Origin of the sequence: Massilia sp. YIM B02769 (assembly GCF_030411995.1) — a bacterium.
Taxonomy (GTDB): domain Bacteria; phylum Pseudomonadota; class Gammaproteobacteria; order Burkholderiales; family Burkholderiaceae_D; genus Telluria.
Genome location: NZ_JASNRC010000021.1, coordinates 38,941 through 52,551, shown reverse-complemented (window position 1 = coordinate 52,551; position 13,611 = coordinate 38,941). Strand labels below are relative to the sequence as shown.

Annotated in this window: 23 protein-coding genes and 1 pseudogene; 1 reads left to right on the top strand and 23 read right to left on the bottom strand. The window is 64.4% G+C overall.

Going from position 1 to position 13,611, the window contains the following annotated elements; genetic code table 11:
- The 21 genes and pseudogenes from QPK31_RS25060 to QPK31_RS24960 form a co-directional block, all read right to left on the bottom strand.
- A pseudogene (locus QPK31_RS25060) lies at nt 1-240 on the bottom strand (phage tail protein); the annotation flags it as partial.
- Between the two features lie 91 nt (nt 241-331).
- Nucleotides 332-682, bottom strand: a complete 351-nt coding sequence (locus tag QPK31_RS25055; protein ID WP_290425615.1) for a DUF3168 domain-containing protein — start codon at nt 680-682, stop codon at nt 332-334.
- Entirely contained in the window at nt 679-1,194 is a 516-nt protein-coding gene (locus tag QPK31_RS25050) for a hypothetical protein (protein ID WP_290425614.1), read from the bottom strand. The genes QPK31_RS25055 and QPK31_RS25050 overlap by 4 nt, the downstream gene beginning before the upstream one ends.
- Nucleotides 1,191-1,505 carry a phage head closure protein gene (locus QPK31_RS25045; protein ID WP_290425613.1) on the bottom strand — a complete coding sequence of 105 codons (315 nt, stop codon included), beginning with the start codon at nt 1,503-1,505 and terminating at the stop codon, nt 1,191-1,193. The genes QPK31_RS25050 and QPK31_RS25045 overlap by 4 nt, the downstream gene beginning before the upstream one ends.
- Nucleotides 1,505-2,047, bottom strand: a complete 543-nt coding sequence (locus QPK31_RS25040) for a hypothetical protein (RefSeq protein ID WP_290425612.1) — start codon at nt 2,045-2,047, stop codon at nt 1,505-1,507. Before QPK31_RS25040 ends, QPK31_RS25045 begins: the two co-directional genes overlap by 1 nt.
- Nucleotides 2,044-3,558, bottom strand: a complete 1,515-nt coding sequence (locus tag QPK31_RS25035; RefSeq protein WP_290425611.1) for a hypothetical protein — start codon at nt 3,556-3,558, stop codon at nt 2,044-2,046. The genes QPK31_RS25040 and QPK31_RS25035 overlap by 4 nt, the downstream gene beginning before the upstream one ends.
- 1 nt (nt 3,559) lies before the next feature.
- Entirely contained in the window at nt 3,560-3,934 is a 375-nt protein-coding gene (locus QPK31_RS25030; RefSeq protein ID WP_290425610.1) for a hypothetical protein, read from the bottom strand.
- Nucleotides 3,931-4,356: a hypothetical protein gene (locus QPK31_RS25025; RefSeq protein WP_290425609.1), complete on the bottom strand. Its 426-nt coding sequence runs from the start codon at nt 4,354-4,356 to the stop codon at nt 3,931-3,933. The genes QPK31_RS25030 and QPK31_RS25025 overlap by 4 nt, the downstream gene beginning before the upstream one ends.
- Before the next feature lie 2 nt (nt 4,357-4,358).
- On the bottom strand, nt 4,359-4,772 hold the full coding sequence (locus QPK31_RS25020) for a hypothetical protein (RefSeq protein WP_290425608.1): 414 nt from the start codon (nt 4,770-4,772) through the stop codon (nt 4,359-4,361).
- A 9-nt stretch (nt 4,773-4,781) separates the two neighbouring features.
- The gene (locus QPK31_RS25015) at nt 4,782-4,970 is read right to left on the bottom strand and encodes a hypothetical protein (protein WP_290425607.1); all 189 of its coding nucleotides are present in this window, start codon (nt 4,968-4,970) and stop codon (nt 4,782-4,784) included.
- Nucleotides 4,971-4,974: 4 nt separating this feature from the next.
- Nucleotides 4,975-5,133, bottom strand: coding sequence for a hypothetical protein (locus QPK31_RS25010; RefSeq protein WP_290425606.1), 159 nt, complete (start codon nt 5,131-5,133; stop codon nt 4,975-4,977).
- Between the two features lie 53 nt (nt 5,134-5,186).
- The gene (locus QPK31_RS25005) at nt 5,187-6,434 is read right to left on the bottom strand and encodes a phage major capsid protein (protein WP_290425605.1); all 1,248 of its coding nucleotides are present in this window, start codon (nt 6,432-6,434) and stop codon (nt 5,187-5,189) included.
- Between the two features lie 91 nt (nt 6,435-6,525).
- On the bottom strand, nt 6,526-7,278 hold the full coding sequence (locus QPK31_RS25000) for a head maturation protease, ClpP-related (RefSeq protein WP_290425604.1): 753 nt from the start codon (nt 7,276-7,278) through the stop codon (nt 6,526-6,528).
- Nucleotides 7,229-8,536 carry a phage portal protein gene (locus QPK31_RS24995; RefSeq protein ID WP_290425603.1) on the bottom strand — a complete coding sequence of 436 codons (1,308 nt, stop codon included), beginning with the start codon at nt 8,534-8,536 and terminating at the stop codon, nt 7,229-7,231. The genes QPK31_RS25000 and QPK31_RS24995 overlap by 50 nt, the downstream gene beginning before the upstream one ends.
- Entirely contained in the window at nt 8,537-10,204 is a 1,668-nt protein-coding gene (locus QPK31_RS24990; RefSeq protein WP_290425602.1) for a terminase large subunit, read from the bottom strand.
- Between the two features lie 2 nt (nt 10,205-10,206).
- On the bottom strand, nt 10,207-10,518 hold the full coding sequence (locus QPK31_RS24985; protein WP_290425601.1) for a hypothetical protein: 312 nt from the start codon (nt 10,516-10,518) through the stop codon (nt 10,207-10,209).
- A gap of 93 nt (nt 10,519-10,611) precedes the next feature.
- Nucleotides 10,612-10,950: an HNH endonuclease gene (locus QPK31_RS24980; protein ID WP_290425600.1), complete on the bottom strand. Its 339-nt coding sequence runs from the start codon at nt 10,948-10,950 to the stop codon at nt 10,612-10,614.
- A complete protein-coding gene (locus tag QPK31_RS24975; RefSeq protein ID WP_290425599.1) occupies nt 10,950-11,108 on the bottom strand; it encodes a hypothetical protein in 159 nt (52 codons plus the stop codon). The genes QPK31_RS24980 and QPK31_RS24975 overlap by 1 nt, the downstream gene beginning before the upstream one ends.
- Nucleotides 11,108-11,362: a hypothetical protein gene (locus QPK31_RS24970; RefSeq protein ID WP_290425598.1), complete on the bottom strand. Its 255-nt coding sequence runs from the start codon at nt 11,360-11,362 to the stop codon at nt 11,108-11,110. Before QPK31_RS24970 ends, QPK31_RS24975 begins: the two co-directional genes overlap by 1 nt.
- Nucleotides 11,359-11,742 carry a hypothetical protein gene (locus tag QPK31_RS24965; protein ID WP_290425597.1) on the bottom strand — a complete coding sequence of 128 codons (384 nt, stop codon included), beginning with the start codon at nt 11,740-11,742 and terminating at the stop codon, nt 11,359-11,361. The genes QPK31_RS24970 and QPK31_RS24965 overlap by 4 nt, the downstream gene beginning before the upstream one ends.
- Nucleotide 11,743: 1 nt before the next feature.
- Nucleotides 11,744-11,956, bottom strand: coding sequence for a hypothetical protein (locus tag QPK31_RS24960; protein WP_290425596.1), 213 nt, complete (start codon nt 11,954-11,956; stop codon nt 11,744-11,746).
- Nucleotides 11,957-12,049: 93 nt separating this feature from the next.
- Between QPK31_RS24960 and QPK31_RS24955 the strand changes: the two genes are divergently transcribed.
- Nucleotides 12,050-12,253: a hypothetical protein gene (locus tag QPK31_RS24955; protein WP_290425595.1), complete on the top strand. Its 204-nt coding sequence runs from the start codon at nt 12,050-12,052 to the stop codon at nt 12,251-12,253.
- A 206-nt stretch (nt 12,254-12,459) separates the two neighbouring features.
- On the opposite strand, the gene QPK31_RS24950 is transcribed toward QPK31_RS24955, so the two are convergent.
- Both QPK31_RS24950 and QPK31_RS24945 read right to left on the bottom strand, forming a co-directional pair.
- The gene (locus QPK31_RS24950) at nt 12,460-12,849 is read right to left on the bottom strand and encodes a hypothetical protein (protein ID WP_290425594.1); all 390 of its coding nucleotides are present in this window, start codon (nt 12,847-12,849) and stop codon (nt 12,460-12,462) included.
- Between the two features lie 23 nt (nt 12,850-12,872).
- Nucleotides 12,873-13,547, bottom strand: coding sequence for a hypothetical protein (locus QPK31_RS24945; RefSeq protein WP_290425593.1), 675 nt, complete (start codon nt 13,545-13,547; stop codon nt 12,873-12,875).
- Between the last annotated feature and the right edge of the window lie 64 nt (nt 13,548-13,611).

Below are 13,611 nucleotides of genomic sequence, written 5' to 3'. Positions count from 1 at the left end.
CAGGGTGACGTCGGTGGTGTCCAGGCCTTCAAGCGTGAACGAGGTGCCGGTGGCGGCCTTCAGGCGGAACACGCGGCCGTTGGCCTTGCTCCAGCCGCCGGTGTACTCGACGAAGTCGCCGGCGGCGAAGGTGTTGGTCGCGGTGCACACCGCCTCGGCGGCGTTGCTCGCCGCGGTGATGGCCACAGCGGTGGCGAAGACGCTCGCCACGGCGAACGCGATGTTGTTTGGCAGTTGCATTGATAGGCCTTTCAGGTAAAGAGCCCGGGAGGCCGGGCAAAGAAAAGGCCGCCCGGATTGCTCAGGGCGGCCTGGATGGGGTAGTGCTGAGTCAGAGGAACAGCTGGAATTCCTGCATTGCTCCGCGGTGCTCTGTCAGTTCGTCGTAGGTGTCGCTGGGGTTGGTTAAGACTTCCATCTGCAGCACCTTTTCTGCATGAAAAGCGTTCTCGACTTGTTCGACCACCTCGAATGCTTCGATCGAGGTGTCGGACCAGACGTTGATCTGCACGCGCATGAAGCGCTTGGCCGGCACCTCGCCGGTGATGAAGTTGATGGGCGGCCCGCCGATCACCTGGAAGGTGACGTACGGGGTGGGCGTACCGGCGTCTGCGATCCCGGGGAACACCCGGCCGCCGGCCAGCTCGCCCAGCACCAACCGAATCTGCTCGTGTGGGGTCATGTTGAATTCCTCGCCAGTTGTTGGGCCAGCGTGCGCGTCATCAGGTCGACCGCGTCGCGCTTTCTGGTCTCGTACGCTGGCCGCATGAACGGGTACGCGCGAACTCGGGCATTCCCGTATTCGAGCTCTGCGGCGCGGCGGTGCGCTGCCCAGCCAATGGTACGGCCCGTCCTCGCGCTCACATTCGTGTTTTTCGGGACGAACTTGTGGCCCTTTTCCACCCAGCGCCAGTAGTAGGCGCCGTCTCTGGATGCATTGCCATTTCGCACTGTTACCAGGTAGACCTGCACCTGGCCACCGTCCGATTCCTCGTCGAGGCGCTTTACGATGATGCTGTCGAACAGCATGCCGGTCTTCATGTTGTACAGCGCAATCTGTTTCGCCTGATCGCGGAACAGATCGGCGCCGGCGAATCCAACAGTGCGCAGCGTCGGCTCGTCTATCGATTTGACGACCTGCTCGGCAGTCTGCTTTACCGCCTCGATGAGTGACGACGTGTCGAACCGCATCATTTGACGGCCTCGCAGACCAGATCCATGAAGCGCCGGTCGACGTTGCGCAGCGGTGGCGCCTTGATCGCATAGGTCCGTTCGTTGTGCACGACCCGCATGGTCTCGTCGATATCGGCCCGGTACCAGGTGCGGATCGATGCGCGCAGCACCGAAACCTCGGTGTCTGCACGCAGCGTTTCCAAGCCTCGCAGATGGCGAACATCGCCCCGCATGCCCGGCTCGACTGGCACCCACGCCTGGCCAGGCTTTCGCTGGCCTGCCGCGTCGCGCTCTTGCGACGGTTTGAAAAACGTCAGGTAGTCGTTGAACATCAGTACACCACCTCCCCATCGAGCAGGTGCACCGCACTGGCCGCCATTGATGCGGACAGCTGTCCGAACTGCTCGGCCACTCGGCGCAGGATGAAGCCCTTAACCGAATCCGGCACGCTGGTGTGATCCGGGCCGTAGCCGGCGACGTACTGGACCTCGACCGCGTTGATGCGCGCGGCGGTCGCCGGCCAGGTCTTGCCGGGCGCCGGCACGATGTAGGCCGGCTCGCTTTCGGCATCGACTTGGTAGTCCTGCGGGTGCAGCTCCTGCTGCTGGCCGGCCTGGTCTATGAACTTGACGTGCACGACCTCGATCAGTCTCGGGCGCGGCAGCTTGATCGAATCGTCGAAGCGGTCGAGCGTCAGGCGCAGGGTCTGCGTGATGAACGCGCGCTGCGTCTCGAACTCCGCCTCCGCCGTAGCTGTCTTGACGGCCTGCTCGACTTCGCCGTCCAGGCCGGCGCCGTTTGCGCGCGCCGCCGTGATGGCGGAATCGAGCGAGACCGCCAGCTGCGCCGGCGGCGTGATCACTTTCGGAGTCATCGGTAGTTTTCCTGTCTTGCTGGTAGCCGGCCGCCGGTGGACACCTGAGCGGGCCGAGATTGGTATTCCTGGCGCCGCGGCGTGTAGCCGGATCCGGCCGGCGCGCGGGCATACTCGATCTGGGCGCCCTGCCTGAACATCACGTCGCTGCCACCGATCACGAAGGTGCCGGGGGCGACCGGGAGCCGGCGCGCCACCTTGAGTAGCGCGCCGGCGCCGACGACTTCGAACGCCCCAGGCCCCACGGCCAAGCGGCGCTGTGCCGTGAGGCTGACGGGCGAATACCCCACATCGAACGATCCGGCCCCGGCGGTCATCCGCCGCGCCACGACCAGCGCCACCGGCGCGCCGGCCAGCGCGAAGCTGCCGGGTGCCGCCGTAAGAACGTAGGTCGGGCCGCCTGGCGCCGGCGCCGCGGTGTGCACCAGCGTGGCGGTCTGGCCGACGACAGCGAATGAGCCAGCTGCCGCAGACAACCGACGCGCCGCGACCAGCGTGGCCACGCCGGCCGCCAGGCTGAACACGCCAGGAGCAGCTGCGAACTTGCGGGCAGCCCGCAGCCCGGCAACCGAGCCAGTGAGAGCGAATGCTCCCGGCTCGACTTGCAGGCGGCGAACGGCGCGCAACGCGGTGGCGGCGCCGGCCAGCGAGAAAGCCGCTGGCGCAGCCACAATTCGGCGAGCGACCCGGAGGCCGGCCGGGCTGCCGGCAACAGCGAACGCGCCAGCCGCAGCCGTCAGGGTGTAGCTTCTCGGCTGGGCTTCGTCTTCGTCGTCTGCATAGGGGTTCGCCAGCACCTGGTAGATGCCGCCGGACAGCGCGGTGGCCTGGTCCGGAGACACCACCAGGTCGATTACTCCAGCAAGTTCGATCGAACCGTCCCACACCCTGGCGCTATCGCTCGCGCGGTTGCCGAACGTGAACGGGGTGTTCGGGGCATCGCGCAGCGCGCCGGTAACAACGCTGTCAGTCAAGACGCGCTGGCCGCCGGTGTAGCCGTTGATCGTGCTGGTCACGCCGTCGTAGGCGTGCGTCACGATCAGGACGCAGTCCTGACCAGGGGCGGCGGTCGTCGCCGTCCCTGGGATATCGATATTCCGTTCGGTACTGCCGGTATAGAAGCCGTAGCAAATCGATGCTCGCGATGCGTACCACATCGCGAACTGCCCCGAGCCACCCGATGTTTTATCGAACAGTCTGCCAAGGCCTCCCCCGCCGGAACCGTTGCGCCGGAATCGGAAGATGTACGAACGACCGCTCAGCGGGAAGTCGCCAGTCAGCCCGGTCGTTACCCGGTCCGTGCTGCCAGCGCCGACGGCGGCGCCGAATCCGCCCACTACGCCGTCCGGCGTGCTGAGCACTTTCACACCGACAATGGTTGCCGCCTGCTGGGCCACGGCGTCGAAGCCGCGGTGCACACCAGGCAGGGACAGCAGGCGCAAGGCCGGCGCCAGGGAGTGCTGGCGGTTCAGCTGCAGCTTGCCCTGCGGCTGGTAGCGCATGCCGGCCATATCAACCCTTCGCGAATAGCACGCCGCGCAGGGTTACCGGCTGCAGCGTATTGCCGTAGCCGACCAGGCGCACGTACGAAATTTCCCTTGGCAGGTCGATCGGCACCGGCGTCGAGGTACTGTTGGCGTTCGTGTTGCCAGCGCCGCGCCAGATCTCGACAATGTTGGTGCCGTCGTTCTTGTCCGAGCCCTGCCAGATGAACTGGCCGGCCACGCCCGGAGCGGATGTGTTGGTGAGGAATGCGGCGAGTTGGCCGCCGTTCAAAGCAGCAACCGACACCCACGGGCCAACGACAAACGGCGCGGCTTCAGAGGTGCCGGGAGTCATCTGCGTGGCCGCCAATATTTCAACGGTCTGTCGCGTTGGTGCTGTCATTTCTCGCTTCCGTCAGGGTTGTACAGGGCATCGGCCACTTCCAGTAGCGTCAGCGGGGCGGGCTCGCGGCCCAGGGCGCAGAGCTTGTCCGCGTCCGCCTGGGTTACGGCGCCGGCGCCGACGAAGGACTGCACGGCTTCCTGGGTGACCGGAGATCCAATGCGCAACCGGCCCTGCTCGAGCAGCGGCACGACGTGGCGCAGCTCGGGGTTGCCCTTGATGAAGTCGATCAGCTGGTTGCCGGCAGCGATACCGATCACTTCCAGGATCGTGCCGTAGCCGATTTCCGTCGCGCTCGGGCGCGTGCGGCCGGCGGACAGGATCAACGCCAGCGCGGCGCAGTCCTTGGCAGCCAGCGGCGCGGCGCATGCTGGGTTGCTGCGCGCGGCGGTGCGCAGCGCTGCTTGTTGGTCGGGCGTCATGATCAGCCGATCGTGAAGACGCCGGCCGCCTGGTCGAAGTCGATCAGGATGCTTTCGCCGTCGAGCAGCGTGATGTTGTCGCCGCGGTCGTAGACACCGATCAGATCCTTGCCGGCCGCCGAGTCGTTGTACAGCACCGCGTAGCGGAACGGCCCCACCGGCCCGCCGCCGGCCGTCAACGTCAAGTCGGCGCAGGTCAGCTTGTACGAGCCGCCCGTCTGCGCCGATGCGCTCGTGGTCACATTCCTGCTCGAGCAGTTGGTGTATGCGATCTCGGTGAGGTCGGCGAGAACACCGGCCGTGGCCGCATTGGGCGCCGTGTTCGTCAGCGCGATCTTCAGCTGCGCTGTGGACAAGTTGTGCTTGCCGTGCGCGACCGCTTCGATAAATTTCTGCAGTTTGGTGAATGCGGCCATGGGCCCTCGCTATTTGTTTCCGTTCAGCCGGTCGCAGATCACCGCGATCAGCTGTTCATCGGTGCGGCCGGCGACGTCTTCCGGAAAGAGGACGGCTCGGCCGCGTGTGGTTTTGACCGGGTAGCACCAGGCGCCCGGGTCGGCCGCCCACTCGCGCAGATCGGCGAGCAGTGCGGCGGTGGCGGGCCCGATGCCCATCGGCTTACTTCAGCGACTCGGCGTACTTCACCGCGGCCGGCGCGGTGTCGACGACGCCAGCGAGCGCTTTCGCTTCGTCGGCATCGACCTCGACGACGTCGTCGATCTCGCCCAGCGGGCACTTGACCAGCACGCGGGCCTTCACTTTTTTGGCATCTGCCATGTCTTTCTCCTACAGGTTGGGAGGGGCCAGCCGCAGCTGGCCGCCGGTTGTGATTAGGTGGCCGAGTTCTGGTAGTACTTGATCGCGCCGCCGACGTCGACCATGTTGGCGCCCGAACGCTGGAAGGCGAGGAAGCCGACCTGGCCTTTCTCGGTGTACTTCGAGTCGGTCATGCGGAACAGGGTCAGGTCCATCACGTCGCGGATCAGGTACTTCGAGAAGTCGCCGAACAGGATCGATTTGGCGTTCGCGGCCATCACCGGCATGTGCTGGTTGATGATGATCTCGCGACCCATCAGGCGATCGGGCGCGCCGCCCGGGTTGCCCTGCTCGTAGCCCGGCACGAAGATCGGGCGGCCGTTGCCGTCCTTCAGCTTGCGCAGGACCTTCAGGGTGTCGTCGTGCATCATCCACTTGGCGGTCGCACGGTAGTACGGGTCCACCGAGTGCTCGAGGTCGACCAGGTCGTCGTAGGTGACGGTGCCGGTCTGGCCGGTCGCGCCCACCTTGCCGGCACCGGACGCCGTCACGATCCCGCGCGGCTGGTTGGTGCCGGTGCCGACGGTGTGGTGACGATTCTGGATGCGGCCCAGGCGCAGCTGCAGCAGGTTCTGGATGTATGCCTCGATGTTGAACATCGAGTCCTGGATCAGTTCAAACGGCAGCGCGATCGACTTCGACGAGTACTTGTACACGTCCATCGACGCCTGGCCGAAACCGGTGTCACCGTTGCTGGCGCCAACGCTTTGGCCGACGATCTCGCCTTCCTCGTTGGTCGAATCGGCGGTCGGGAACAGCATCTGCGCACCGGTCGAGGTCTGGATGCCGCTGGCGACACTGCGCACCGAGAACGCCGCCTTCATGGCCTGGATCAGCGTCTTGTTGAACTCGGTGGCCACGGTGTAGCCGCCTTCCGAGCCAGTGGTGGTCGACATCGCGGCGCGGATGTCGCCGTTCACACGCGCGTTCATCGCGCTGCGCTGCTCGGCGCTCAGGGCCGACAGGCCGCCCGACAGCATCGCGCGCAGAGCGGCACCTTCATCAGCATCGCGCACGCCGCCACGCGCTGCAGCCTGCATCGCGGCGTCGTGCTGTGCATCAGGGTTTTCGCCAGCGATCTGGGCGATGCGCTGTTCGCGCGCGATCTCGGCGTCGATCGCTTCGACTTCGGCCAGGAAGCCGTCCAGCTGCGCGGCTTCGGCGGCCGGCATGCGCTGGTCAGCGGGATATTTGTTGTTCAGGTCGTGGGCCTTCTTGGCCGCGGCGTTACGTTTTTCGCGCAGTTGGGCGAGCTTGCTCATGTGGTGCCTTTCGGTGGGTAGTCCGCTCTCGCGGCTGGTTGGGGCAATAAAAAAGCCGCCCGGAGGCGGCTGGCTTAGTGGCGCGAGAGCGTCAGCTAACTTGGGTGCGGGCCATCATGCTGATGCGTTGCAGCTGGCGGGCGCGGTGTTCTTCGGTGGCGACCGGGTCGACCTGGTCGGGTTCCTTGTTTTCGATCTTCGGCGCCTTGGCGTAGGCGCTCATGTTCCAGGAGGCCTCGGCCTTCTTGCCGGCGGCGATGCGGTCGACCAGGCCGGCGGCCACTGCTTCCTCGGCGGTGTACCAGGTCTCGGCGTCCATCGCCGCGCGCACGTCGTCGACAGCCAGGCCGCTTTTCGCTGCATATTGGGCAGCCAGGCTGCTGTCGATCTTCCCGAGCAGGACGGCGGTGGCGTTCAGGTCGTTGGCGTTGCCCATCGCCCAGGTCCAGGCGTTGTGGATCATGAAGAAGCCGCCGGCCGCGATCTCGACCTCGTCGGCCGCAATCGAGATGACGGTGGCGGCGCTGGCCGCGTAGCCGTCAATGTGCGCGATGACCTTGGCGCCAGTGTCTCGGATCGCCTGGCAAATGGTCTGCGCTGCGAACACGTCGCCGCCTGGGCTGTTGATGCGCAGGTGGATCGTGCCGCCCTTGATATTGCGGATGGCCGGCACCAGGGCCTCGGCAGAGACGCCGCCCCACCAGTACGCGGTGTCCTCGTCGGCCACGATCGCATCGTAGATATAGATCTCGGTCTCGTCAGCGCTGGCGACGATGCGCGACTGCGGCAGCCGGTCAGGCCGCTTCTTGTTGCTCGCCAGAAGCTGGGTCAGGTTTTTCGGCACTCGTGCCTCCATTCGTTTTCAATTTGGTGTTCGGCGGCATGTTCTCCTGCCGCCGAACTTCATCTGCGGTCAAGAACGGCTGCTCGCCGGCGCGGCCCAGCCCTATCCTGTACGCCTCATACCGTGCCTTGATGTCGCCGCGCTCGAGCGCCGCCGTGATGTGCTCGACGAAGTACTTCTGGCGCACAGGCCAGAGCTTGCTGTTCAGCTCCTGCTGGATCGGCGTCAGATGCCGCTGCAGCGTGTAGCGGACAAAGCTGATGCCCTGTTCCGCGATGCCGCTGCCGTGGCTCGTTTGCTTCTCGGTGTGCCCGACCATGTGCGGCGGCACGCCGAAGATGCGGCAGATTTCCTCAACCGTGAACAGGCGCGTCGCCAGAATCTCGGCGTCCTTCGAATTGACACTCAGCTGCGCCGGCTTCAGACCGCCAGTCAGGATCAGCGGCCCGCGGCCGCCGTTCTGCACGCGAGCGATCAACGAGGCCTTCAGCGCCAGCAGCTGCTTGTCGTCCACCTTTTTCTCGGACGTCAGCGCGTAGTCGAAGTTGGCGCCGCCGGAGAAGAATCTGCCCGCGTGTTCCTGCGAAGACAGCGCGGTACCGATCGCCTCCAGCGCCGCATAGGTGAGCGGGCTGGGACTGGTCAGGCCATCGAAACCCAGGCTCGGCAGATGGATAATGTCGTCGCGGTGGAGCACGTAGGACGGCTTGTCGCCCGGGCTGATGCGGTAGTAGACCTCATCCCGGTCCTTGAACGGCTGCACGGTATGGCGCGGCAGCGGTTTCCAGCCGATCACGCGGTTGCTGTAGAAGCTTGGCCGGATCCACTCGCCGAAACCGTCCCCGTGAGACAGCTTCGACAGCATGATGGCCTCCCAGGCGGCCGAGGCCGTCCAGCCGTCGCTCGCCTTCTCGTTCAGCATCCACCAGTAATCGTGGTCGGCCGAGTCGCGGTCGTTGCCGCTGCGCTCGTAGATGCCGATCGGCAGCGTCGCGATGGCACCAGCCACCAGCGCCATGCAGCCGTAGGCCGCCGACACGCGCATGGCCGTCTCTGCCGTCACGGCGGCGCCGGACGAGGAGCGGTGCGCGGCGCCGAGCAGCGAGGCCAGGCCGTCCATCGACAGCTCGCTGTGCGAGTTCTCGCCCAGGGCAACGACGCCGGCGCGTTCGGATGCGCCGTCTCGACCGGCCATCCAGGAGCCCAGCACGCGCGATTCGTGCCGCGTGGCCTCCAGGTTCAGTAGTGTTCCGGTCATTCAGAAGTCCAATACGATAATTTCGGGTGCGTCTGGCGTTTCCGGGTCGAGCGCCATGAGGGAGACGGCATTGAACAGCGCCATCAACGGGTCGATCTTTCCGGTACCCGACGCTTGCTTGGTGATCAGCGCCGCATTCCCGCGCGGCTCGACCTTGGCATTGCCGACGCACCAGGTCATGAGCGGCTGGCCGCCGTGCACCAGCACGCCCTCGGCGAGCTTGCGTTCGGCGACGCTGATTGGGCCGATCAGCTTCCAGCCCTGCGAGATGGCGAAGCACTTCTCTTCGTCGATCTCCTCGTCGACCAGGGCCTGGAACATGACCTTGTGCGTCTTTTCCGGGTCCAGACCGACCGATGCGAGCAACCCGCTGTCGTCCACCTGCTTGACCAGCGCAGCCACCGCGGCGACGTCGCCGGGCAGTTCGTCGATGATCACCAGGTCGCCCTGCTGCTCGAAGTCGCTGTACTTGGTCTCTTCGCTCTTGCGGCGCTCGATGGCGATCGGATGTGCGAACGCGCGCGTCCAGGCGAGCCACTTCTTCGTGCCCCGTTCGCGGCCCAGAGCTGCGAAGCCCAGCAAGTCGTCCAGGCCACCACCGTCGATGCCGACTGTGACGACCTCGGATCGGTCGAGCAGTTCTTCGAGCGTCAGGCCTGGCGCCTTCGCCTGCCGCTCCCAGAAGTCGGCGCCACTCCAGCGGTCGGCGCGCAGGTTCATGCCAATCTGCACGTTCAGGTGCTTGGCTAGGAATTTCTGCAGCGAGCCGTCGGTCTTGTGCAGCAGTTTCTTGAGCTCGTCCTCAAGCCACTCGCTGCTGACCGAGCGTCCGATGTTCGGGTTGGTGATGTAGTAGGTCGACGAGTCGAGGTAGGCTTTCGCCTTTACCAAGGACGGCGGGTATTCATACAAGACGCCCAGCGACTTGCGGTCGTAGATTTTTCCGTCGCGGACGTCCCGGTAGTAGTCGAGCTTTTCCTTGAACACGCCGGCCGGCGGCTCGTCGCTCTGGGTGGTCAGGTAGATGACCCAACCTTCCGGCCGCGAGATCTGCCCGCCCAGGGCCTCCATGAACATCGCCGCGGCATTGGCGCGCTTGCCGAACAGCCAGTGCTCGTCCACCAGGATGCGCCCGGACTTCTTGCCCGACACGGTGTCGGTGTCAGCGGCCACCACCTTTAGCGAGGCACGCGACACACGGTGAGTGATGGTGCGAACATGGTCCTGGACATGGAACAGGGCGGACAGCTCGTCGTCGGCGCGCACCATGGCGGCGGCCGGCTTAAAGCTGTTGTCGGCTACCTCCTTGGTCGGCGCCAGGATCAGGTGCTCCTCCTCGTTGCGCCAGCAGAGGATAACGGCCGTCAGCATGATGCCGGCGGCGATCGTCGATTTCGTGTTCTTCTTGCTGATCAAGAGGTAGTACTCCCGGATCAGCTGCTTGCCGGTCTCGCCATCGTAGCCGCCGAAGATGGCGGCGACGAAATCAAATACCCACTGCTCACTGCACTCACCGAATGTCGGCTTGCCGGCCAAGTCGACCACGCGCAGTTCTTTGAAGATGGCCAGCGCCTGGGCCGCCTGCTCGGGGAAGATCGGCGCTGGAATGATCGACTCGCCAGCCTGCAGGCGTCGCTCCCAATCGGGACATGCTGTCGTCCACTCCATCGTCATATCTTCTTGCCGTCAGCAGCGGCGAGCCGCGGTGGCGCCGCCTGGCCGAACTTGCTGGCCACCTTCTGCGCGTCCTCATCCTTCTGCTGCTTCTTCCCGCCCTCGCCCTTCTTCTGGTGCACGAACGGCATCAGCGCGCGGGCCGCGTCGACACGCAGCTTCGCTTCGGTGCCGGAGTCGTTCATTACCGCCCTGAGGAAGTCGAGGGGATCGCTGTACGGCACCGAGAGGGGCAGCACGACGGGTGTTTTTTTCGGTCGGCCAGCACCCGGCCGGGCGCCGCCGCTCCGTCCTGGTTGGCCTGCCATTTGAATTCTTTCGAAAGGGGGATTTATTCTGCGAATGGGAAGCTAGTCGGTGTCCTGAGGTCGAGGTCGCAAAGGTTTGATACCCCCCCTCTGTCAGCCCTCGATGAGACCGCCAGCGGCGCGCTGCCTTGCTTCCCTCGCCGTCTTGGCGTCATGGCAGGGCGTCTGGCACAGCAGCTCTTTGTTCTCGTCGTCGTCGGACCCGCCAGCCCAGAGCGGCTTGATGTGGTCCACCACGGTGCCGACGCTTGTGCGCCCTCGCCGCTTGCACTCCTGGCACAGGCCGCCGTCTCGCTCTCGGATGCGCTCGCGGTCCTTGACGCCTGCCGAGCCGCGCTTGCGCTCGACGACTCCAGGCCTGGCTGGCGCTGGCATGGCGAGGCGGCCGACTGGCGCCTTCAAGCTCGACCTCAGGGTGCGCAGCTTCGGCATCAGCGCACCTCGATCTTCGTGCCCTTGCCGATCCAGTAGCGGACACGCTCCCAGTTCGGCTCGGCGCGCGTCAGCCTCGCGGTGATCATCACGCCAGCTAAGTAGAGCTTGAGCCACCAGCGCACCTTCAGCTTAAACATCAACGTTGTCGTAGCCATCAGCGCTTTCCTTTCTTCTTGCGTGCCGGGCGCTGCGGCGCGCACGGCAGCAACTGCGCGATCTCCAGCACGGTCATGCCGGGCTGGCCCCAGCCCTTGGCGCGCAGCAGGCGCTTGGCCTCGGCGCCGTCGGCGAGCAAGTTGCAAATGTCTTCCAGCGCCAGCGGCTGGTGCACCGGATAGCACATCGCGGGCCGGTCAGCGACCACGCTGCGGATGATCTTGTCTTGATAGACGATGGCGAGCGGACTCACGGCTTCACCTCGCCAGCCCGGATGCCGTAGATGCGCGCGATCTCGGCCGGCGTCGTGGCGGCGCGCCAGTCACACCACAGCAGACGCGAGGTGCGGCGCATGAACTCGGCGTGCGCCAGGTCGGTGCGCTGCTTCATCCAGGTATCGAAGCCCATGGTCTCAGCAGTCGGCGTCGGGAAGATCAGGCTCTCGTCGACGACGATCAGTGGAATGTCGCCCATGCGCTCGACCAGGATCTCGCCGGGGCGCAGTTGCGGGCGCAGATGCACCACCGTGGCGCGGCTGGTCAGCTCGTCGCACTCAAGCACATGCGGCTCGGCTCGGCGCAGCACGATCTCGCTGCCGATCTGGACCCGTAGGCTTGGGATTGGCCGATCCACGCTACTTCTCGCCGAAGCCGGGCACATCGCGGAAGGTGGTACTGAACAGGCTGATGACGAACACCACCGTCCACAGCGCCACGATTGTCCACAGCACGCCATACGCCCAGGCAGGCGCCGCCAGCCGATCGCACAGCAGCCACATCACGATGGCAAACATCAGCGGCGAGCGCACAGGCAGGGATGATGACTTGATTGCGATTTTATTCTTCATGGTGACCTGGGAAATAAAAATGCCGCTGGCGCATTACTGCAGCAGACGGCATTGGTAAAATGTTGCCTTTCACTCATCACGAAAGGGCGCACTATGGATATTGTTGAATACGCTTTGGTTCAGCGCGAGGAGAACCCAGGGCACGGGGAAGCGGAATGGTCAGTTTCCTTCGTCAACGGAGTAACGAAAGACGGGACTATTGGCATCCTTGGCGATGGCGGCTATGCATTGATGAGTGGCGAAAGGACCTACTTCTTCAATTCAGACAAAGTGGTGTTCTTGTATTCGCGGAAGTGATGCGCTAAAAGAAAAAGCCCGAACATTCAGTTCAGGCTTTTTCTATGGGCGTGCGACAGCATCAATGGCTGGGTACTGTCGCGAGTCCCGGTTATCGGTGGCGCGGGGCGCACATTACGAGGCCGGAAGAATGGGAAACTGAAGTTTATCTTAAGTACTGTTGAGTTGCATAGTACGTTCGATGCCTTCGTCAACATACAGGTCTATCAGTCACCTTTGTACCACTCCACGCCGCCCCGAGCCAAGATCATCAGCCCAACAAAGCTGACGATAAAAAGGGCCATGGCGACATTGATAATCTCTGCCTTTACCATGATGCCTTTAACCGTAACGGCAAGATAAACAAAAATCGTACAAAAGAGAATGCCGGCATGGGTCAGCTTACTTTTTGAGTCGACTGAAATCCGGATCATGAGCAACAGGACGATGACCGCCCCAATAACCGCGCCGGCATATGGAATTGCAAGAAAGCAACTCATGATAAACGCCATTATGACTGCTTTTCCTGCAGTGTCTCGGTACTGGGCTGGGCGCATCAAAATCTCCTGCGATGGTGAAAAGCACATTGCCAAAAGTAGCAAGCTGAACGTTAACATGCCGCTGGAACATTTTCAATAATTCAACTCGCTGAAGGGATATATTGGCGCAATTTTGACGCGGCACGAGCAGCGTGGCTGTCCACGATGCTGTGCAGCTCGCTCACCATGTTCAGCGTGTGCTCGCGGACGAAGCCGGCCGCCATGGGAAGATCCGCCGCGCCAGTGCCGCAGCAGGGCTTGCAGGTGCGGCTCTCGACTACGCCAGTGCCGCCGCACGGCGAACAGTTCCCATCGAGCCAGTGCGCCAGCGAGTGCTCGGCCACCATGCGGTACAGCTTCTGAGCGGCGTCAGCGTCCCAGGCGGTGTTCTCGGGCACCCAGCGGCGCGCACGGCCGCGTTTGATCACCTCGGCGGTCCACAGGCGCAGCAGCTGGGCCAAACATGCAACGCCACGTTCCGACTCGACCGCGTCGCCGGCCAGCGCCTGCCGGCAGTCGGCTTCGCGGTGCGCATCCTTCGCGCGGATCGCCTCGGCCAGCCCCTTCTCCGCGCGCTCGCGAGCACTGGCAGCATGGGCCATATTCCGCGCAGTGGCGGCGGCGAACTTCACGCGGTGCAGCAGCGGGCCGAGATCGCCCGATACCTCAGCAGCAGCGAAGGCTGCCGCGAGCAGCGGCTCGGCCTGGTGGTGGCGCTCGTCGTCCTTGAGATTCGGCGCGCTCAGTGCGTGGATGTAACGGTCTGCGAATCCCATGATTTAACCTTCAGCGAAAGACGACCGGGTGAGCGTAGCATGCCGAGAGGAATTATTCCAGTGA

Coding starts and splice junctions, on each gene's coding strand:
- QPK31_RS25050 (WP_290425614.1), bottom strand. CDS start 1,194: ATGATGCGGTTCGACACGTCGTCACTCATCGAGGCGGTAAAGCAGACT.
- QPK31_RS24995 (WP_290425603.1), bottom strand. CDS start 8,536: ATGACCGGAACACTACTGAACCTGGAGGCCACGCGGCACGAATCGCGC.
- QPK31_RS24945 (WP_290425593.1), bottom strand. CDS start 13,547: ATGGGATTCGCAGACCGTTACATCCACGCACTGAGCGCGCCGAATCTC.
- QPK31_RS25055 (WP_290425615.1), bottom strand. CDS start 682: ATGACCCCACACGAGCAGATTCGGTTGGTGCTGGGCGAGCTGGCCGGC.
- QPK31_RS25015 (WP_290425607.1), bottom strand. CDS start 4,970: ATGGGCATCGGGCCCGCCACCGCCGCACTGCTCGCCGATCTGCGCGAG.
- QPK31_RS24960 (WP_290425596.1), bottom strand. CDS start 11,956: ATGAAGAATAAAATCGCAATCAAGTCATCATCCCTGCCTGTGCGCTCG.
- QPK31_RS24955 (WP_290425595.1), top strand. CDS start 12,050: ATGGATATTGTTGAATACGCTTTGGTTCAGCGCGAGGAGAACCCAGGG.
- QPK31_RS24975 (WP_290425599.1), bottom strand. CDS start 11,108: ATGGCTACGACAACGTTGATGTTTAAGCTGAAGGTGCGCTGGTGGCTC.
- QPK31_RS24985 (WP_290425601.1), bottom strand. CDS start 10,518: ATGGCAGGCCAACCAGGACGGAGCGGCGGCGCCCGGCCGGGTGCTGGC.
- QPK31_RS25010 (WP_290425606.1), bottom strand. CDS start 5,133: ATGGCAGATGCCAAAAAAGTGAAGGCCCGCGTGCTGGTCAAGTGCCCG.
- QPK31_RS25030 (WP_290425610.1), bottom strand. CDS start 3,934: ATGACAGCACCAACGCGACAGACCGTTGAAATATTGGCGGCCACGCAG.
- QPK31_RS24950 (WP_290425594.1), bottom strand. CDS start 12,849: ATGTTAACGTTCAGCTTGCTACTTTTGGCAATGTGCTTTTCACCATCG.
- QPK31_RS25045 (WP_290425613.1), bottom strand. CDS start 1,505: ATGTTCAACGACTACCTGACGTTTTTCAAACCGTCGCAAGAGCGCGAC.
- QPK31_RS25005 (WP_290425605.1), bottom strand. CDS start 6,434: ATGAGCAAGCTCGCCCAACTGCGCGAAAAACGTAACGCCGCGGCCAAG.
- QPK31_RS25025 (WP_290425609.1), bottom strand. CDS start 4,356: ATGACGCCCGACCAACAAGCAGCGCTGCGCACCGCCGCGCGCAGCAAC.
- QPK31_RS24980 (WP_290425600.1), bottom strand. CDS start 10,950: ATGCCGAAGCTGCGCACCCTGAGGTCGAGCTTGAAGGCGCCAGTCGGC.
- QPK31_RS25040 (WP_290425612.1), bottom strand. CDS start 2,047: ATGACTCCGAAAGTGATCACGCCGCCGGCGCAGCTGGCGGTCTCGCTC.
- QPK31_RS25020 (WP_290425608.1), bottom strand. CDS start 4,772: ATGGCCGCATTCACCAAACTGCAGAAATTTATCGAAGCGGTCGCGCAC.
- QPK31_RS24990 (WP_290425602.1), bottom strand. CDS start 10,204: ATGGAGTGGACGACAGCATGTCCCGATTGGGAGCGACGCCTGCAGGCT.
- QPK31_RS25035 (WP_290425611.1), bottom strand. CDS start 3,558: ATGGCCGGCATGCGCTACCAGCCGCAGGGCAAGCTGCAGCTGAACCGC.